Annotated in this window: 19 protein-coding genes; 8 read left to right on the top strand and 11 right to left on the bottom strand. The window is 73.2% G+C overall.

Features of this window, described 5'->3' with window-relative positions:
- Positions 1-122: 122 nt before the first annotated feature.
- From aceB to PV796_RS09980, 3 genes are all read right to left on the bottom strand, one after another.
- Positions 123-1763, bottom strand: coding sequence for a malate synthase A (aceB, locus tag PV796_RS09990; RefSeq protein WP_274912589.1), 1641 nt, complete (start codon positions 1761-1763; stop codon positions 123-125).
- A gap of 329 nt (positions 1764-2092) precedes the next feature.
- The gene (locus PV796_RS09985; protein WP_274918954.1) at positions 2093-2671 is read right to left on the bottom strand and encodes a nucleotidyltransferase family protein; all 579 of its coding nucleotides are present in this window, start codon (positions 2669-2671) and stop codon (positions 2093-2095) included.
- A gap of 114 nt (positions 2672-2785) precedes the next feature.
- Positions 2786-3022, bottom strand: coding sequence for a hypothetical protein (locus PV796_RS09980; protein ID WP_274912588.1), 237 nt, complete (start codon positions 3020-3022; stop codon positions 2786-2788).
- Positions 3023-3564: 542 nt separating this feature from the next.
- On the opposite strand from PV796_RS09980, the gene PV796_RS09975 reads away from it, so the two are divergent.
- On the top strand, positions 3565-3879 hold the full coding sequence (locus PV796_RS09975) for a DUF5955 family protein (protein WP_274912587.1): 315 nt from the start codon (positions 3565-3567) through the stop codon (positions 3877-3879).
- A 30-nt stretch (positions 3880-3909) separates the two neighbouring features.
- On the opposite strand, the gene PV796_RS09970 is transcribed toward PV796_RS09975, so the two are convergent.
- Complete coding sequence (locus PV796_RS09970; protein ID WP_274912586.1) at positions 3910-4713, bottom strand: IclR family transcriptional regulator; 804 nt, start codon at positions 4711-4713, stop codon at positions 3910-3912.
- 260 nt (positions 4714-4973) lie between these two features.
- Between PV796_RS09970 and PV796_RS09965 the strand changes: the two genes are divergently transcribed.
- The 4 genes from PV796_RS09965 (at position 4974) to alc (ending at position 10042) form a co-directional block, all read left to right on the top strand.
- Positions 4974-5780: an aspartate/glutamate racemase family protein gene (locus tag PV796_RS09965; RefSeq protein WP_274912585.1), complete on the top strand. Its 807-nt coding sequence runs from the start codon at positions 4974-4976 to the stop codon at positions 5778-5780.
- Positions 5781-5822: 42 nt separating this feature from the next.
- On the top strand, positions 5823-7376 hold the full coding sequence (locus PV796_RS09960) for an NCS1 family nucleobase:cation symporter-1 (protein WP_274912584.1): 1554 nt from the start codon (positions 5823-5825) through the stop codon (positions 7374-7376).
- Between the two features lie 177 nt (positions 7377-7553).
- Positions 7554-8894: an allantoinase AllB gene (gene allB / locus PV796_RS09955; protein ID WP_274912583.1), complete on the top strand. Its 1341-nt coding sequence runs from the start codon at positions 7554-7556 to the stop codon at positions 8892-8894.
- On the top strand, positions 8891-10042 hold the full coding sequence (gene alc, locus PV796_RS09950; protein WP_274912582.1) for an allantoicase: 1152 nt from the start codon (positions 8891-8893) through the stop codon (positions 10040-10042). The genes allB and alc overlap by 4 nt, the downstream gene beginning before the upstream one ends.
- A 66-nt stretch (positions 10043-10108) precedes the next feature.
- Here the strand turns inward: alc and PV796_RS09945 are convergent, their stop codons facing one another.
- The 6 genes from PV796_RS09945 to PV796_RS09920 all read right to left on the bottom strand — a co-directional run bounded on the left by PV796_RS09945 (position 10109) and on the right by PV796_RS09920 (position 15740).
- Positions 10109-11416 carry an inositol monophosphatase family protein gene (locus tag PV796_RS09945; RefSeq protein WP_274912581.1) on the bottom strand — a complete coding sequence of 436 codons (1308 nt, stop codon included), beginning with the start codon at positions 11414-11416 and terminating at the stop codon, positions 10109-10111.
- A 92-nt stretch (positions 11417-11508) separates the two neighbouring features.
- On the bottom strand, positions 11509-12240 hold the full coding sequence (locus tag PV796_RS09940; protein ID WP_274912580.1) for a transcriptional regulator: 732 nt from the start codon (positions 12238-12240) through the stop codon (positions 11509-11511).
- Positions 12241-12328: 88 nt separating this feature from the next.
- Positions 12329-14251: a beta-N-acetylhexosaminidase family protein gene (locus PV796_RS09935; RefSeq protein WP_446750584.1), complete on the bottom strand. Its 1923-nt coding sequence runs from the start codon at positions 14249-14251 to the stop codon at positions 12329-12331.
- Positions 14252-14400: 149 nt separating this feature from the next.
- Positions 14401-14574 carry a DUF6126 family protein gene (locus tag PV796_RS09930; RefSeq protein ID WP_274912579.1) on the bottom strand — a complete coding sequence of 58 codons (174 nt, stop codon included), beginning with the start codon at positions 14572-14574 and terminating at the stop codon, positions 14401-14403.
- 70 nt (positions 14575-14644) lie between these two features.
- Entirely contained in the window at positions 14645-15274 is a 630-nt protein-coding gene (locus tag PV796_RS09925; protein WP_274912578.1) for a helix-turn-helix domain-containing protein, read from the bottom strand.
- Between the two features lie 82 nt (positions 15275-15356).
- Positions 15357-15740 carry a VOC family protein gene (locus tag PV796_RS09920; protein WP_274912577.1) on the bottom strand — a complete coding sequence of 128 codons (384 nt, stop codon included), beginning with the start codon at positions 15738-15740 and terminating at the stop codon, positions 15357-15359.
- 161 nt (positions 15741-15901) lie between these two features.
- Here PV796_RS09920 and PV796_RS09915 point away from each other — a divergent pair, with 161 nt between their 5' ends.
- The 3 genes from PV796_RS09915 (at position 15902) to PV796_RS09905 (ending at position 18334) form a co-directional block, all read left to right on the top strand.
- Positions 15902-16333, top strand: a complete 432-nt coding sequence (locus PV796_RS09915) for a ribonuclease domain-containing protein (protein ID WP_274912576.1) — start codon at positions 15902-15904, stop codon at positions 16331-16333.
- Positions 16334-16666: 333 nt separating this feature from the next.
- The gene (locus tag PV796_RS09910; RefSeq protein WP_274912575.1) at positions 16667-17335 is read left to right on the top strand and encodes a bifunctional 4-hydroxy-2-oxoglutarate aldolase/2-dehydro-3-deoxy-phosphogluconate aldolase; all 669 of its coding nucleotides are present in this window, start codon (positions 16667-16669) and stop codon (positions 17333-17335) included.
- Positions 17336-17488: 153 nt separating this feature from the next.
- Entirely contained in the window at positions 17489-18334 is an 846-nt protein-coding gene (locus PV796_RS09905) for a transporter substrate-binding domain-containing protein (RefSeq protein ID WP_274912574.1), read from the top strand.
- A 77-nt stretch (positions 18335-18411) separates the two neighbouring features.
- Here PV796_RS09905 and PV796_RS09900 read toward each other — a convergent pair whose 3' ends face one another.
- Positions 18412-18792 carry a VOC family protein gene (locus tag PV796_RS09900; RefSeq protein ID WP_274912573.1) on the bottom strand — a complete coding sequence of 127 codons (381 nt, stop codon included), beginning with the start codon at positions 18790-18792 and terminating at the stop codon, positions 18412-18414.
- Positions 18793-18801: the final 9 nt, after the last annotated feature.

Genomic DNA, 18801 nt, shown 5'->3' with positions numbered 1-18801 from the left:
GGGGAGGGGGGCTTCTGGGGAGGCGGGCGGCATGCGGCGATGGTACTCGTGGGGTTCCCGGGACGACGAAGGGCCCGCGCCCACCCCGGAGCGGGGGTGCGCGGGCCCGGGGCCGTCGTCGATCAGCCCAGCAGCTCGTAGGCCGGCAGGGTCAGGAAGTCGGCGTAGTCGGCGTCCAGGGAGACCTTCAGGAGGAGGTCGTGGGCCTGCTGCCACTTGCCGGAGGCGAAGGCTTCGTCTCCCAACTCGGCCCGGATGGCGGCCAGTTCGTCGGCGGCGATGCGGCGGACCAGGTCGGCGGTGACCTTGGTGCCGGCGTGCCCCTCCTCCGCGAAGACGACGCCGGCGTCGACCCACTGCCAGATCTGCGAGCGGGAGATCTCGGCGGTGGCGGCGTCCTCCATGAGGCCGAAGATGGCGACCGCGCCGAGGCCGCGCAGCCACGCCTCGATGTAGCGGGTGCCGACCTGGACGGCGTCGACCAGGCCCTGGTAGGTGGGCTTGGCGTCCAGGGAGTCGATGGCGATGAGGTCAGCGGCCGCGACCGAGACGTCCTCGCGGAGGCGGTCCTTCTGGTGGGGCTTGTCGCCGAGGACCGCGTCGAAGGAGGCGCGGGCGATCGGGACCAGGTCGGGGTGGGCGACCCAGGAGCCATCGAAGCCGTCGCCGGCCTCCCGGTCCTTGTCGGCGCGGACCTTGGCCAGCGCCTTCTCGTTGGCCTCCGGGTCCCGGCGGTTGGGGATGAAGGCCGCCATGCCGCCGATGGCGTGCGCGCCGCGCTTGTGGCAGGTGCGGACCAGGAGTTCGGTGTAGGCGCGCATGAACGGGGCGGTCATCGTCACCGCGTTGCGGTCCGGGAGGACGAACTTGGCGCCGCCGTCCCGGAAGTTCTTGACGATGGAGAAGAGGTAGTCCCAGCGGCCGGCGTTCAGGCCCGAGGCGTGGTCGCGCAGCTCGTAGAGGATCTCCTCCATCTCGTACGCGGCGGTGATGGTCTCGATGAGGACCGTGGCGCGGATGGTGCCCTGCGGGATGCCGACGTAGTCCTGGGCGAAGACGAAGATCTCGTTCCAGAGGCGGGCCTCCAGGTACGACTCGGTCTTCGGCAGGTAGAAGTACGGGCCCTTGCCGAGGTCCAGCAGGCGCTGCGCGTTGTGGAAGAAGTACAGGCCGAAGTCGACCAGCGCGCCGGGGACCGGGCGGCCCTCGAACTGCAGGTGGCGCTCCTCCAGGTGCCAGCCGCGCGGCCGCATCACGACGGTGGCGAGCTCCTCGGCCGGCTTGAGGGCGTAGGACTTGCCGGTGCGGGAGTCGGTGAAGTCGATCTTCCGCTCGTAGGCGTCGATCAGATTGAGCTGGCCGCCCACGACGTTCTCCCAGGTGGGAGCGGAGGCGTCCTCGAAGTCGGCGAGCCAGACCTTGGCGCCGGAGTTCAGTGCGTTGATGGTCATCTTGCGGTCGGTGGGACCGGTGATCTCGACCCGGCGGTCGTTGAGCGCGGCCGGCGCCTCGGCGACCCGCCAACTGTCGTCCGCGCGGACCTGTGCGGTCTCGGGCAGGAAGTCCAGCGTGCTGGTCCGGGCGATCTCGGCGCGGCGCCCGGCGCGGCGGGCGAGCAGCTCGTCGCGGCGGGGGGTGAACCGCCGGTGCAGCTCGGCGACGAAGGCGAGCGCGGCGCCGGTGAGGACCTCGCCCTGGCGTTCCGGGGTGTGCGCGGGGTCGACTTCGACGATGGCCAGCGGGGACGGCGCTGGTGCGGACATGAGCTGTCACTCCATTCAGCGGCGGTGCCTGGCGGCCGCCGGGGCACCTGGGCGGCACCGGGTGCCGCCAGTTCCGAGATACGGTCGCGGGCGCCGTTCGGGTACAGGGCGCTTCTGACCAGTGGAGACTAGTTTCCTTATCGCGGAACTTCAATGGTTTGTTGACGTCGAGATTCTCCGAGTCGACAGAAGTGGTGATCGAATGGCTCTCGGTGCCACCGTGGTCACTCTCCATTACTCCCGCCCCGGCGGGGCTCCGTGGCGTCGGTTTCCCGTCAACTTCCGCCCGCGGCGGGCGTTCTGCGCGGCGAGCCCGCCCGGTCGGCCCGTCACTCCAGCCGCGTCAGGTCGTCCGGCGTGTCGATGTCGTACGGCTCGGCCACGTCACCGCACTCGACGAGCGTCAGCGTGTCGGCGTGCTGCCGGAGATAGGCCCGCGCCCCCCGGTCGCCCTCCGCGCTCGCCGCGATGTCGGCCCACCGGTCGGCGCCGAACAGCACCGGGTGCCCCCGCTCGCCCCCGTACGCCGCGGCGGCCAGCGCCCCGCGCCCCGTGGAAGCGGCCACCACCCGGGCCACCGCGGCGGTCCCGATGCCCGGCTGGTCCACCAGCGACACCACCACGGCGTCCGCCTCCGCACCGGCCAGCGCGGCCAGCCCCACCCGGAGCGAACTCCCCATGCCCGCGGCCCAGTTGGGGTTCACCGAGACGTGGTAGCCGGTCAGTTCCGCCCGGTCCCGTACGGTCTCCGCGGCCGCGCCCAACACGATGTGCACCGGGCCGCAGCCGCCGTCCCGTAGGACGCGGGCGGCATGCTCGACCAACGGGCGCCCCCGGTGGTCGAGCAGTGCCTTCGGCCGGCCCCCCAGCCGCCGCCCGCCGCCCGCGGCGAGCAGCAGCCCGGCCACCTTCCCCTCGGGCCGTGCGTGGCCCGCCCGCCCCCCGGCGCCTGCGCTCTCCCCTGGATGTGCCATGGCATCTGCTTACCTCATGGCGGCGCGCGGCGCCCCTGCGGCCCTGGTTCAGGCCGCGTCCCCCGATGTCCGCTGGCGCGGGATCCACGGCCGCAGCCGGTCCCGGAGCTGGTCCGTCCGCTCGTCCACGCGCCGGCGCTCGCTGACGTAGCGGTGTATGTGTTCCTCGGTGATCTCGGACGCGTCGGTCAGGCCGTACGCCCGGCAGATGAGCCGGATGACGCTGATGCGCCGGGAGTCGGGGTCGGGGTCCGGGCCGGGGGTGGGGCCGGGGTTGGGCTCCATGGCGTTCTCCGATTCAGTGGTGCGGTGTTCCGGTGCGGTGCGATCCGGCGCTATGCGATCCAGTGATATGCCGGATATTTCCCCGGAAGGGAGAATGCTCCATCGCGCCGCGCCATACGCCTTGTACGGGACGCGCCCACGCCAACGGGCGTCCTGGGGAACGCACGTGCTGACGCATGGTCAGGAAGCGGCCGGGTACTCGCGCGCGGGGCGTGCGCGGCGCGCGAAGTGGCCGCGAGGGGCGGGAGGGGCGTGCGAGAGGGGGCGAAACCGGTCGTGGGGTCGGGGAATCGAGGGTCGAGGGGTGAAAACCAGCCAGGGGAGGCGGGGTGAGGGACGCCTCCCGGTGCCCCGGCATGAGGCGCAACGAGCCCGCGGGGACGGGCCGGTGGCCCGGTTTCACGCAGCGCGACGGTGCGGGTGCCTCGCCGGACCGGCCCGCGGGCCGGTTTTTTTGCTCTGCGTATGGCGCGGGTGGCGCAGAGTGGCGTTAACTGTCCCGCATCGCGGAACGGGCAACGGCCTTGGAGGGCGCCGCAGTTGTGGAGCAGTTGAAGAGGGAAAGCCGTTCGGCCGGGGACACCGGCGACCCGCGGGTGCGTGAGCTGCGGGCTGCGGTGGCCCGGCTCCGTCGTCAACTGGCCGCGCTCCCCGGCGAGTTATCGGACCGGCCGGCCGCGGACGAGGAACTGGCCGCGCTGGACGCGATGGTGAGCCACGGGCGGCCCGAGGTGGCCCGGCTGCGCCGCTCGCTGCTGCTGATAGCCGGGGCGGTGGGCTCGGTCAGCGCGCTGTCGCCGGCGCTGTCCGAGGTGCGGGAACGGATCGACCGCTTCGGGCGGTTACCGACGAGGTGAGGCGGTGCCGAAGGCCGCCCCACCCGGGCGTCACCCGGGCGTCTGGTTGGCCAGCGCCACCGACAACTGGGCCGCCACGTCCTGGAGCACCGGGACGATCTTGTCGGTCGCGGCCTCCGTCACCCGGCCGGTCGGGCCGGAGATGGAAATCGCCGCGGAAGTGGGCGAGTTGGGGACCGGGACCGCCAGGCAGCGGACGCCGATCTCCTGCTCGTTGTCGTCCACGGCGTAGCCGAGGCGGCGGACGTCGGCGAGGGCGTCGAGGAAGCGCTCCGGGTCGGTGATGGTCTTGTCGGTCGCGGCGGGCATGCCGGTGCGACCGAGCAGGGCGCGGACCTCCTCCGGCGGGTGGTTGGCCAGCAGCGCCTTGCCGACGCCGGTGGAGTGCGGCAGGACGCGGCGGCCGACCTCGGTGAACATCCGCACCGCGTGCCGGGAGGGCACCTGCGCGACATAGACGATCTCGTCGCCGTCCAGGAGCGCCATGTTGGCGGTCTCGCCGGTCTCCTCCACCAGGCGGGCCAGGAACGGTCGGGCCCAGGTGCCCAGCAGGCGGGAGGCGCTCTCGCCGAGGCGGATCAACCGCGGCCCGAGGGCGTACCGGCGGTTGGGCTGCTGCCGGACGTAGCCGCAGGCGACCAGCGTGCGCATCAGCCGGTGGATGGTCGGCAGCGGCAGCCCGCTGCTGGCGGAGAGCTCGCTCAGGCCGACCTCGCCGCCGGCGTCGGCCATCCGCTCCAGCAGGTCGAAGGCGCGCTCAAGGGACTGGACCCCACCGCTGGCGCCTGCTGGCTTGGCATCGGCGGCGGAGGTGCTGGCGCTGGACGGCGGCACGTCGCGTTCCTTTCGGGGCGGGGTCGGATCGGGCTGAAGCTCTACGCCTTACGGGCGCCGGGCCCGACCGGAGCAGCCTACCGGTCGTGCCGCGCGGGTACACCGCGTACCGCACAGTCGTTCCCGCCGGTCAGCGCCCATGAGTCCGGAGGGGCAGGCTCCTTGCGCAGATCTCTTGACGGTGCCAGTGGCCATAGCTACGTTCTGCTGCGCGAAACCTACTATCCATTCTATGGAATCCTCCAAATTGCTGGAGTGTCATGCGCCTTCTCGTGATGAACCCGAACACCACGGCTTCCATGACCGCTTCGATTCGCGCCACCGCCACCGCGGTCGCCGCCCCCGGCACCGAGATCCTCGCCACCGAACCCCTGTGGGGACCCGAGTCCATCGAGGGGCACTTCGAGGGGTACCTCAGTGCCGCCGCCGTCCTGGACCGGCTCGCCACCCTGGACACCCCGTTCGACGCGCTGGTCATGGCCGGCTTCGGTGAACCGGGCCGCGAGGGGGCGCAGGAACTGCTGGACGTCCCCGTCCTGGACATCACCGAGTCCGCGGCCCAGATGGCGCTGATGCTCGGCCACGCGTACGGCATCGTCACCACCCTCGACCGCGCGGTACCGCAGATCCGGGACCGGCTGTTGACCGCCGGGCTGCTCCAGCGCTGCGCCGGCGTGCGCGGAACCGGCCTGGGCGTCCTGGAGTTGGAGGAGGATCCCGACCGGACCGTCGCGGTGATCATCGAGACCGCGCGCCACGTGGTCCGGGACGGCGCGGAGGTGATCTGCCTGGGGTGCGGCGGGATGGCCGGGCTCCAGGAGAGGGTCGCGACGGCGCTCGGGGTGCCGGTCGTGGACGGCGTCGCCGCCGCGGTGAAGTTCGCCGAGGCGGTGGTCGGCCTCGGGCTGACCACCAGTACGCAACGGAGTTTCGCGCCGCCGCGCCCGAAGGCCATCGGCTCCTGGCCGCTCGGCGCCCACCTCGGGCTGCCGGGTGCGGGAGGCCAGGGCCGGCAACGGGATCCCGCCCGTAACCACGATTTTTCGCGCAAGACATCAGGCATCTGACGACTGCTTCCTAAGCTCCACCCAACCTGCCTGGGAGGACACATGAGCACATCCCCGCAAGGCCGCCCGGGGCCACCGGACCCGCGGCTGTTCAACGAGGACCTCGCGCCGGCCGCGAAGCGCAGCTGGGGCACGTACAGCGTCTTCGCGCTGTGGATGTCCGACACCCACGCGATCAGCAACTACGCCTTCGCCGCCAGCCTCTTCGTGCTCGGGCTGCCGGCCTGGGGGGTGTTCGCCGCGCTGCTGGCCGGCATCACGATCGTCTACTGGTTCATGAACCGGATGGGGCACGCCGGGCACCGCACCGGCGTCCCGTATCCGGTGCTGGCGAGGGCGAGTTGGGGCGTCTACGGCGCCAACATCCCGGCGCTGCTGCGGGCGGTCATGGCGGTGGCCTGGTACGGCATCCAGACCTGGCTGGCCTCGACGGCCGTGGTGCTGCTGACGCTCCAGATCGCGCCGGGGCTGGACGCGTACCACCACAACTCGGTGCTGGGGCTGTCCACTCTGGGCTGGATCGCGTTCATGGTGATGTGGGGGTTGCAGGCCCTCCTGCTGACCCGCGGGATGGAGTTCATCCGCAAGGTCCAGGACTTCGCGACCGGGCCGGTGGTCTGGCTGGTGGTGCTGGCGCTGGCGCTCTACCTCGTCATCAAGGCGCACGGCGACATCTCGCTGACCCGCAGCCTGACCGGGCTCAGCGGCACCGTGCAGCTCCAGCAGAGCCTGATCGCGGTCAGCCTCACGGTGGCCACGTTCCTGACGCTGGTCCTCAACTACTCCGATTTCGCCCGCTTCACGCCCAGTCACCGCTCCTACCGGAGGGGCAACCTGATCGGGCTGCCGGTGAACTTCACGGCCTTCGCGGTGGTCGCCGTCCTGGTCACCGCCGGCACCATCGCGGTCTTCGGCGAGGCGATCTACGACCCGGTGAAGGTGATCCAGAAGATCAACAACCCGGTCGTGACCATCGTCGGCGCGCTCGCCTTCATCGTGGCCACCATCGGCATCAACGTCGTGGCCAACTTCGTCTCGCCCGCCTACGACTTCGCCAACCTGCTGCCGAAGTACCTGGACTTCAAGCGCGGCGGCATGATCACCGCGGTACTGGCGGTGCTGGTCCTGCCCTGGAAGCTGTACTCCTCGGCGCTGGTGATCCAGTACTTCCTGGGGGCGCTGGGGGCCTTCCTCGGCCCGTTGGTGGCGATCCTGCTCGTCGACTACTACGCGGTGCGGCGGGGGCGGATCGATGTCGATGCGCTGTTTTCGGCCGATGCCGCCGGCGCCTACTACTACCGCAGGGGCTACAACCCCAAGGCCGTGATCGCGTTCCTGCCGGCCGCCGCGGTCTCCGCCGCGCTGGCGCTGATCCCCTTCTTCCACGCCGTGGCGCCGTTCTCCTGGGTCTTCGGGATGTCGATCGCCGGGCTGCTCTACGCGGCGGTCTCGGGCCGCGAGCGGGCCGCCGCCGGCACCGGGCCGATCCCGCAGGGCGTCATCCCGTCGCAGGTCAGGGGCGAGGTGTGGGAGGCGGCGGCGGAACCGGAGCGGGCGGACGTGAGCGCCGGCCCGGCCGCCGCACAGGGGTCTTGACGGGCCGGGTTTCGAAGTGAAAACTCACTCAACAGATTGTTGAATTTCTGTATACCGGCGGTCCGCACCGGAATTCCCGGCTTCCGGAGAGGTGCGTCCGGGGCGGCACGGCCCGCGGCAGCCGTGCCCCGCGCGGGCCGACCTGCGACCATGGAGCAACGATATGGGAGGTACTGGGTGTCCGAAATAGAGCTGGTGCTGCGTTCCACTCGCGTCGTCACCCCGGAGGGGACGCGCGCCGCCTCCGTCACCGTCAAGGACGGCACGATCGTGGCCGTCCTGCCGTACGACGCGGCGGCCCCGGCCGGGGCCCGGGTCGCGGACTTCGGCGACGACGTCCTGCTGCCCGGCCTGGTGGACACCCACGTACACGTCAACGACCCCGGCCGCACCCACTGGGAGGGCTTCTGGACGGCCACCCGCGCCGCCGCGGCCGGCGGGATCACCACCCTCGTGGACATGCCGCTCAACAGCCTCCCGCCCACCACCACCGTCGCCAACCTCGACACCAAGCGTGAGGTCGCCCGCACCAAGGCCCATATCGACGTCGGCTTCTGGGGCGGCGCCATCCCCGGCAACGTCAAGGACCTGCGCCCGCTGCACGATTCCGGGGTCTTCGGCTTCAAGTGCTTCCTGTCGCCCTCCGGTGTCGACGAGTTCCCGCAGGTCGACCGGGAGCAACTGGCCGCCGCGCTCGGCGAGATCGCCGGCTTCGGCGGGCTGCTGATCGTGCACGCCGAGGACCCCGGCCACCTGGACGCCGCCCCCGAGGTGCACGGCCCCAAGTACGCCGACTTCCTCGCCTCCCGCCCCCGCGCCTCCGAGAACGACGCCATCGCCGGCCTGATCGACCTGGCCCGGAAGCTGGACGCGCGGGTGCACGTGCTGCACCTCTCCTCCGGCGACGCGCTGCCGATGATCGCCGCCGCCCGCGCCGAGGGCGTCCGGATCACCGTCGAGACCTGCCCGCACTTCCTCACCCTCACCGCCGAGGAAGTCCCGGACGGCGCCACCGAGTTCAAGTGCTGCCCGCCGATCCGCGAGGCCGGCAACCAGGACGTGCTCTGGCAGGGCCTGGCCGACGGCACCATCGACTGCATCGTCTCCGACCACTCGCCCTCCACCCTCGACCTCAAGACCCCCGACTTCGGCACGGCCTGGGGCGGTATCTCCTCCCTCCAACTCGGCCTGCCCGCCATCTGGACCGCCGCCCGCGAGCGCGGCCACACCCTGGACGACGTGGTCCGTTGGATGTCCGCAGCCCCGGCGCGGCTCGTCGGCCTCGACGCCAAGGGCGCCATCGCGCCCGGCAAGGACGCCGACTTCGCCGTACTGGCACCGGAGGCGACCTTCACCGTCGACCCGGCCGAGCTCCAGCACCGCAACAAGATCACCGCCTACGCGGGGAAGACCTTCCGCGGCGTGGTCCGCTCCACCTGGCTGCGCGGCCGGCAGATCAACGACGGCACCACCCTCGCCGAGCCCACCGGCGAACTGCTCGAAAGGCCGCGCGCATGACCACCGGCGAGCTGCCCCAGTACACCGGCGACGCCAGCCCCTACGGGGGCGGCGACCCGTACGCCGACTACCGCGCCCCAGGTGCGGCCGGCTTCCCCTTCTCCCACCTGCCCGACCTCGCCGACCGGCGGCTCGGCGCCGGCGTGCTCGCCGCCAACGACGAGTTCTTCGCCGAACGGGAGAACCTGCTGAAGCCGGACCCGGCGGTCTTCGACCCCGAGCGCTTCGGCCACAAGGGCAAGATCATGGACGGCTGGGAGACCCGGCGCCGGCGCGGCGCCGACGGCGACCGTCCCTTCCCGACCGAGGAGGACCACGACTGGGCGCTGATCCGGCTCGGCGCCCCCGGCGTGATCCGCGGCATCGTCGTCGACACCGCCCACTTCCGCGGCAACTACCCGCAGTCGGTGAGCATCGAGGGCGCCTGCGTCGAGGGCTCCCCGTCGCCGGCCGAGCTCCTCGCCGACGGCGTCGCCTGGACCACCCTCGTCCCGCGCACCGCCATCGGCGGGCACGCCGCCAACGGCTTCGCCGTCCACGCCGAGCGCCGCTTCACCCACCTCCGGCTCAACCAGCACCCCGACGGCGGCATCGCCCGCCTCCGGGTCCACGGCGAGGTCGTCCCCGAGCCCCGCTGGCTCGCCGCGCTGGGCACCTTCGACCTCGTCGCGCTGGAGAACGGCGGCCGCGTCGAGGACGCCTCGGACCGCTTCTACTCCTCGCCGACCAACACCATCCGGCCGGGCCGCTCCCGCAAGATGGACGACGGCTGGGAGACCCGGCGCCGCCGCGGCAGCGGCAACGACTGGGTGCGCTACCGCCTCACCGAGCGCTCCGTGATCCGCGCGGTCGAGATCGACACCGGCTACCTCAAGGGCAACGCGGCCGGCTGGGCCGCGCTCCTCGGGCGCGACGGCGAAGACGGCGAGTGGACCGAACTGCTGCCCCGCACCCGGCTCCAGCCCGACACCGTCCACCGCTTCCTGCTGGACGACGCCCCGGCCGCCACCCACGTCCGGCTCGACATCTTCCCCGACGGCGGCATCGCGCGGCTCCGGCTGCACGGCTCGCTCACCGCGGAGGGAGCGGACCGGCTGGCTGCCCGACACCGTCAACTAGGCGGTGGGCAGGGGAAGTCGGAGGACTGACTCCGGTCTAGCCCGCCGGAACGGGCCGGCCGTCATGGTCCTGATGGGCTTCGCCACAGATGCCCGTCAGGGCCGCCAGCCGGTCGCCGCCGCCCACGGCTCGGCGACCTCGATCACCAGGTCCACCACCGGGTCCTTGACGTCGGCGTACGCGCCGAGCTCGGGGACCCGGTGCGCCAACTCCCGTTTGAACCGGGCGTACGCCGGCACCGCCTCCGGATGCGCCCGGAACCAGTCCCGGAAGAGCAGTGCCAGCCGCTCGTTGGGCGAACCGGCCTGCCGCACATGGAGGTTGACGTCCGGCCCGGGCCCGCCGCGCCGCGACCAGAACCGCTTCGCCCAGCGCTCGGGGGCGTCCGCCCGGCCCGCCGGAACGTGATCGCGCAGATGCGGGGCCGCCTCGAACCCCGCCCCGGCCAGCGGCCCGTCGAAGGCCACCGCCGCCTCCGCCAGATCCGCCACACTCACCTGGACGTCGAAGACCGGCTTGGCGGCCATCCCCGGCACCGACGTGCTCCCGATGTGCTCGGCGCGCAGCGCCAACGGGCCGAGCAGCGCCCGCAGCCCCTCCGTCAGCGCGGCCCCCTCGGCCGCCCAGCCGGGATCGGGGGCGTCCACCACCGGCTTCGGCCCGTGCCCGCCCGCCTCCGCGATCAGCCGCAGGAACCCCTCGTGCAGCGGCCCGTTGGTGACCAGCACCGAGCCGTCGCCCGTCAGTACCGGGGTGCCGCTCAGGTCCGTGATGCGGCCGCCGGCCTCCGACACGACCACCGTCAGCGCGGCACGCTCCCCGTACGTCACCGGGCCGATGCTCAGCCAGGCATCCGCCCGGCCGGTGACCACGTCCAACGCCCCGCCCCCGGAGGCCGTCAGCGCCACCCGCCGGTGCACCGCCGTCAGCAGCGGCTCCGGCCAGCCAGCCGGGCCGTCCGTCAGCGCCCGCGCGCCCGTCAACTCCGCGCGCCCGCCGGTCCGCACCGGGCGGCAGTCCGCCGGCTCCGTGCCGCCGTCGGCCAGCAGCCGGCAGCCCAGCCCGCGCCCGGCCGCCACCGTCCGCCCGCCCAACGGGAGTTGGACCACGCCGAGCGACGGGCCGGAGGCGTCCTCGTAGGCCAGACAGAGCGGCCGGGCCGGATCGTCGGTACGGGGCGGTGGGGCGATCATCCAGCGCGGACCGGCCGGATCCGGGCGGGCCCCGACCGTCCCGCCGCACACCGCCACGTCCGGGAACGCGGCCGCCAGCTCCGCCCGCAGTAACCCCGCCGCCTCCACCGCCTCCGGAGGGCCGTTCTCCGGACCCGCGCCGTCGTCCGCGCCTCTTGGCGCCCCGACCCCGAACGTCGCGGCGGCCCGCCGCCCCGTCCGCGCCGTCAACTCCGCCGCGCGCCAGCATTTCCCCGTCCGCCATCCGTGATCCCACCGCCGGTCCTCCCCGCCGTGATCCGTTCCGTCACGCGGGAAACGGATCACTCGTCCAGCGAGTTCCAGAACATCACCTCGTACGCCTGAAGGAGTTGCCCGTAGCGGTGCGCCCGCTCCGGACGCGCCTGCCCGGTGTCCAGGCCCTGCTGGACCGCCGCCCGGGCCGCGGTCGCCACCTCCGGCGCCGGCTCGGCGAACAGGGCGAAGAAGCCGTCGGCCGCCGCGGGGAAGCCGTAGTGCTCCCGCAGCGCGGCGCGGATCGTGGCGCAGTAGCCGCCCCAGGCCGCGAAGTTGGCGGTGAGCGCGACCGCCACGTCGGCCGGCTCGGCGCCCAGCGCCAGGCGGGCCACGTACGACGGGTACGCCTGGCAGCCGGGGCGCGGCCGGTACCCGGCGACGTCCCGGTCGGTGAGCGCGCAGGCGTCCGTCAGCCCGGCCAACCGCGCCAGGGCCCGGGACTCCTCTTCGGCGAGCAGGTCGAAGAAGTCCGCCACCGGCGGATCGCCGTCCGCGCGGCGCGCCAGGTGCTGGAAGCTGAGCCGGTCGGCGGCGATGAGGTGGCGCTGCTCCAGGGCGAACGCGGCGAACACCGAACGCGGCGCCTGTCCCGCGGCGATCCGTTGGACGAGCCGGTTGGCGCCGTCCTCCGGGGCGAGCGCGCGGACCGCCTCCTCCAGGACGGTGGTGGCGCTCGGACGCGGGGCGTTGCTGTCCCGGCGGCGCGCGGCGCTGCGGCTCGGTGCGGTGGCGGACGTCGGGCGGGTGGGTCGGGCCATGGCGATCTCCTCTCGTAAGGGGCGAGGCGGCGGCCGACGCCTGGGCGTAGGCGCCGGCCACCAGGGGCGGGGACGGGACCGGATCACCTCATTGCGCGCGCCGCCCGGCCAACGCGTCCCGGACGAAGGCGTCCAGTACCCCGTCGCCGACCACCACCGGGATCCGCTTCCCCGCCATGTCCACATAGACGTACGACTTCGCCCGCGCCACCAACTCCTGGATGTGTGCCCGCAGTTGACTGGCCGACGCCCGCTTGCCCGTCCGGGTCGCCTCGATCAGCCGCAGGGCCTCACGGGCCGCCACGCCCCAGGCCCGGGTGGCGTCCAACCAGGGCGCGCACTCGCGGACGAAGCGGCGGTCGGCGAGCCGGCCGCGCAGCACACCGGGCGCGTCCCGCAGGTCGCGCAGCACCGCGTCCAGCCGCCGCGCCCCACCGTCCCGGCGGAACTGGGCCAGGGCCGCGGCCAGTTCGGGAGCCTGGCGCGGGTTGATCCCCGAGGCGTAGTTGACGTCCGCGAAGGCCCGCAGGGCGCGGGCGGTGCGGGCGTCGCCGCCGGCCAGCTCCGCGATGGCGCGGTCCCAGGAGGCCCGCGCGTCGTACGCCCGGTCGTTCCAGGCGTAGTCGGCGGCGGTGGCCAGGGCCAGTTCGGACGCGGCGGGCTGGATCATCGGGTTCGCGGTGAACCCGGCGAGCCGGGCTGGCAGTCCGATGCCCCGCCCGTTGAGCGGCCCGAGCATCAGCCGCTTGGTGACGTAGTCGTTGACCGGGTAGTTGTCCCAGAGCAGGATCGGGTGGCCGAAGAGCGTGCGGGCCTGCTGGGCCTGCGCGGCGCTGATGGTGGGCGCGAGCACGTCCACGCCCGTCCACTCCACCAGGACGTTCCGGTCCAGTTGGGCGGCGAGCGCGGCCTTGTACGGGGTCGCCTTGAGGTCGTGGTATTCGGTCGGCACCATCTGGAGCGGCCGGGCGCCCGGATGGCGGGCGATGAACTCCAGGTTGACGCGGTTGAGCAACTGGGCCTGCGCCCTCCCGGCCGAGCCGCCGCCGGTCCCGAACTTCCGCCGGTCCGCGGCGCAGTGCCAGGTGGTGTAGCTGATGTCGTCCAGCGGCACCGCGAAGGTCCGCACCCCGATGCCCCACAGGGTCGCGAACTTACCTGTCAGCGCCCGGACGTCGGCGTCCGAGCCGTAGCAGACGGACAGCCCGGGGGAGAGCGCGTAGGCGAACTCCACGTGCCGGGCCCGGGCCCGGTCCACCAGCTCCTTGATCTGGGCCAGTTGGCGCGCCGGATAGGGGTCGCGCCACTTCTGCCGCAAGTAGGCGTCGTTCTTGGGGGAGTAGACGTAGAGGTTCATCTTGTGCCGGGCGGCGAAGTCGAGTTGGTCCAGGCGGGCGGCGCGCGACCACGGGGTGCCGTAGAAGCCCTCGACGACGCCGCGCAGCCGGGTCGCCGGCCAGTCCCGTACGACGGTGCCGCGCACCCGGGCGCCCGGGCGGGCGCGGTGCGGCAGCAACTGGCCCAGCGTCTGGGCGGCGTGGTAGGTGCCGGCGGCGTCCCTGCCGGCCAGCGCGATCCGGCCACGGCCGACGGCCAGTGCATAGCCCTCCGCGGGGAGCCCGGCGGCGCCGCGCGCCCCCAGCTCCCTCAGGGCGCGGTCCGCGCCCGGCCCGTCCACGTAGACGGTCAGCCGTCCGCTCCTGGGGACGGCCCGTGGCTCCCGTACGACGCGTCGGGCGCCGGCCGCCCTTAGGGATTGCGCCACCAGCGCCAGCGCCGGGGCGTCGGTGCCCCGTTGGGCGACGAGGGCCACGGTCGGGGTGACCGTGAGGCCATCGCCGCGGTCGCGGACGGACCGCGGGACGGGGGAGAGGGCGGCGGTCGCGGAGCCGTCCCGGGCGTCGTCGGCCCTCCGGGGCGGCGCGGCGCGGGACGGCCCCATCCCCGTCAACGGGAGCGCGGCGAGGGCCACTGCGAGGGCGGCGACGGCGGCGGTGCGCGTACGGTGCATCCTTCGGTCCTCCTCGGTCTGGCGGGGCTCTCCGAGGAGTGTGCGTGCCGCGCGCCCGGGGAACGCCGCCGGGCAGGGCGCGGCACCAGGGTTCACCCGATCGCGGGTCGGGGCGAACGGGCCCGCGACCGCGGCGGCCGGGGCCTGCCCTAGCGGTTCTTGGCGATCAGCACCAGCAGGCTCATGAAGGCCAGCAACGCGTGGGTGGCGACGACGTAGATGAAGACCCGGACGTACACGCCGCGCGGTGGCTTGTTCTCGACGTAGCGGCGGGAGGTAGGGGCGTCGGGCGTCGACGGGGTGGGGGTGGTGTCGTCGGGCATGGCGGAGCGACCTTCCCTTCCGGAACGGTGCGGTGGACGGTGGTGGGTGAGCGGGGCGGACGGCGCGGGCTCAGCCGCCGCGGAGGTGCGGGGCGCCACCGCCGAGGCACAGCTCGGCGGCGCCGCTCTGGAGCAGGGTGTGCACGAACAGCAGCTCCGTCCCGCCGGGCGCGGCGGCCGCCAGCCGGTGCGGGGTGAGCGAGTCGAAGTGCGCGGCGTCCCCCGGGTCCAGCACGTGCACCGCCTCGCCGAGGGTCAGCCGCAGGCGGCCCCTGAGGACGTAGAGCCACTCCTCGCCGGGGTGCACCCGGACCAGGTCGCCCTGCGCCCGCTGCGGCACGTGCACCCGCAGCGCCTGCATGGCGCGTCCGGCGCCGCCCACGGTCCAGTACGTCCAGCCGCCGGCCTCGGAGGGCTCGGCGCGGCCGGCCCGCAGGATCGGGTCCCGCTCCGGGGCGGCCTCGCCGAGCAGGTCGGATACCGTGGTGCCGTACGTCCGGGCCAGTGCCAGCAGCATCGGCAGCGACGGCTGTCGCTGGCCGGTTTCCAGCCGCGACAGGTGCGCGGGCGACAGTCCCACCCGTTGGGCCGCGGTCTCCAGTGTGAGCCCGTTGCGCCGCCGCAGGTCGCGCAGGCGCGGGGCGACGGTGGACAGTTCCTCCGGGGCGGTGCCGGAGGGCTCGTCGGGGAGCTCGATCATGCTTCCGGTATAGCCAGCCTTCGCCTCAGAGGCAAAAGTTTTGCCTCTGAGGCAAAACGCCGGTGAGCGTTTCAGTCGCCCGTCAGGCGGCGTCCTGGGGGTACCAGCGCAGCTCGACGGTGTTGCCGTCCGGGTCGGCGACGTAGAGGGACTGTGCGTCGCCGCGGGCGCCGTACCGACCGACCGGGCCCTCCAGCACGGTGAAGGCGCCGGAGTCGATGACCTCCTGCCAGTCCAACGGGTCGACGACCAGACAGATGTGGTCCACGTTGGTGCCGGCGCGGTCGCCGGTGATCAGGTCGATGATGGTGCTCGGGCTCACCCGCACCGACGGGAACGGGACCTCGCCGGCCCGCCAGGCGTCCACCCGGACCGGCTCCAGGCCGAGCGGCCCGCAGTAGAAGTCCAAGGAGCGCTCGATGTCCCGCACCGTGAGCACCAGATGGTCGAAGTCCTTGACACGCATGGGGAGTTCCTCCTGAGAAGTGATGGTGTGGGCGCAAGGTGGCGCGTGGGTGGCGGGCGGTCGACGAGGGCGGGTGCGGTGCGCTGTCCGTGTGAACTCCCGGGAAACATCGGCTCCTTGGGATTGACAGGATCATGTCTACGCGCGTCATTCTGGTGCGCATGAGAATCCCCCCACGGATTACCCGTATCGGCGCCGCGGGCGCCCTCGCGTCGGCCCTCCTCCTCGGCGGTACGGCGGTCGCCGCGACGCCCGCCGCCCCGGCCCACCACGCCGCGGTCCACGCCGCGGCCGTCCATGTCAACTCGGTCGGCAAGGTCTGCAATTCCCAGTTGCCGTCCCAGGCGCACGACACCCTCGACCTGATCGCCAAGGGTGGCCCGTTCCCGTACCCGAAGGACGGCACCGTCTTCGACAACCGCGAGGGCATCCTGCCGTCCCAGGACACGGGCTACTACCACGAGTACACCGTGGTCACGCCCGGCTCGCCGAACCGCGGTGCCCGGCGCATCGTCGCCGGCGAGCAGGACCAGGAGGACTACTACACCTCTGACCACTACAAGACGTTCAACCTCGTCGACTTCGGCTGCTGAGGCCGAAGCGGCGACGCCCGCGCGCGGGCGGAACCCACGGCGGCCGGGGTGCTCAGGCACCCCGGCCGCCGTCGTGCTCCCCAAGACCCCCGGTCCCGCCGGCCACTTCCCGCTCTTCACCGCTCATTCTCGGCAGAAGGGGCGCACGGGGGCGCACCCCGAGAGAGGATTGTCAGTGGTTGCCGGTAGCGTTTCGGCAGATACGAGGAATGGGCGGGCATCGGCGGCATACGGACCATGAGCGGTCAGCCGGCGCGGCGCGCCCCTGGGTCTGTCGTGAGCCGCGTCACAGCGGCGAGGGCGTCGGAGAAGAAGGAAGGACGGCGAACTGCCGTGTATCGCTGGGAGATCACCCGGGCCGCACTGGCGCAGCGCGTCTTCGCCATCGTCCGCAGCAAGACGTACGACGAGGCGAGCGCCACCGCCGACACCTTGCTCTCGGCCGGCATCACGAGCCTGGAGATATCCCTGACCACGCCGTTCGCTCTGGAGGCGGTCACCACCCTCTCCCGCGAGTTGGGTGACGACGCGGTCATCGGCGCCGGCACGGTCCTTGACGCCGCGTCGGCCCGGATGGCGGTGGACGCCGGCGCCCGCTTCCTGGTCGCCCCCAGCCTGGACGCCTCGGTCATCCACACCGGCCACCGCTACGGCGTCCCGGTCTTCGCCGGCGTCTCGACGCCCACCGAGATCGTGCGCGGCCTGGAGTTGGGCGCGGACGCCCTCAAGCTGTTCCCGGCATCCGGCCATCACCCGTCCTGGGTCAGGGACGTCCGCGCCGCCCTGCCGCAGGCGCCGTTGGTGCCCACTGGTGGGGTGACGCTGGAGACCGCCCCGGAGTGGATAGCGGCCGGCGCGGTCGCCGTCGGCATGGGCGCGGCCCTCTCGGAGGGGGACCGGGAGACGGTCGGCAAGCGCGCCGCGGACCTCCTGGCCCGCCTCGCCGACGCGGTGCCGGAACAGCCAGGCGAGGACGGCGCGTTGGACCCGTACGGGGCCTGACGGGGCCGAGGGGGACTGGCGCGGCCTTGGCGGGGGAGGCGGGCGGCCCGCGGTCGGCGGGTGCTCGTCCCACGGGCCGGGCGGGGGCTTCACCCGGCCGTCGCGCTCTGCCACCCTGAGCGCTCCGGCCATCTGCTCAGGAGCCAGCCCACGATGAAGCGCGCCGCGATCCTCCCCGCCCTCGCCTGCCTGCTCGCCCTCACCGCCGCGGCCCCGGCCGCCTCCCACACCCCCGCCTCAACCGCGGGCACCGCCACCGCGGCCGGGGCCCAGCGCGACCGGCAGCGGCCGGCCACGCTCCTGGACGCCGTCCCGCGCCGCGGGGTGCTGCGGGTCTGCACCACCGGCGACTACCGCCCCTTCAGCTACCGCGACCCGGCGACCGGCCGGTACCGCGGCGTGGACATCGACATGGCCCGGGACCTCGCCAAGAGCCTGGACGCCACGGCCCGTTACACCCCGACGACCTGGGGCGGGTTGGTCGGCGACCTGACGTCCGGCCGCTGCGACATCGGCATGGGCGGCGTCTCGATCACCCTGGCCCGCGCCCGGTCCGTGTACTTCAGCGAGCCGACCCGCACCGACGGCAAGACCCCCATCGTCCGCTGCGCCGACCAGGACAAGTACCGGACGCTGGACCAGATCGACCGGCCCGGCACCCGCGTCGTGGTCAACCCCGGCGGCACCAACGAGCAGTTCGCCCGCGCTCACCTCAAGCGCGCCACCCTCACCGTCCACCCGGACAACACCACGATCTTCGACGAGATCATCGCCGGCCGCGCCGACGTGATGATGACCGACGCCAGCGAGACCCGCTACCAGGCCAAGATCCACCCCCAACTGTGCGCGGTCCACCCTGACAAGCCGTTCACCTTCTCCGAGAAGGGCTATGCGCTGCCCCGCGGCGACGACCAGTTCAAGGCGTACGTGGACCAGTGGGTGCACCTCGCCACGCACGACGGGACGTACCGGAAGTACGAGGACGCCTGGATGAAGTAGCCGGGCGAAGCGGGGGGCCCGGGCCGGTAGTTGGGGCTCGACCGTTGGCGGCCGGCGACCGGAGGGTTTGGTTCCGATCAGTCGGTCGGCGGGCGGTGGTGGCCCAGGACGTTGACCACCCGCCCGTCCGGGGCCTCGACGAAGAAGCGGCGCACGCCCCACTCCTCGTCCCGCAACGGGTGCACGATCCGCGCGCCGGACGCCCGCACCGCCTCGTACACCGCGTCCACGTCCGCGACCTCGATGCTCAGGTCGGGGACGACCGGCGCGGTCGCGTCGTGCGTCAGGAAGGACAGCTGCGCGGCGGGCTCGACGGGGGAGGCCAGCGTCATCACCCAGCCGTGGTTCATCACCTCCTCCAGGCCGAGCAGGCCGTAGAAGGCCCGGTGGCCGGCCATGGCCTCGGAGGCGTCGCCCTCGGCGAGGCGGAGGTTCGGGACGATGCGGCGTACGGACACGGGGCGGCT

This window comes from Streptomyces sp. WZ-12, assembly GCF_028898845.1.
Lineage (GTDB): Bacteria > Actinomycetota > Actinomycetes > Streptomycetales > Streptomycetaceae > Streptomyces.
The sequence above is the reverse complement of the archived record's forward strand: the minus strand, read 5'-3'. Positions and strand labels throughout refer to the sequence as shown.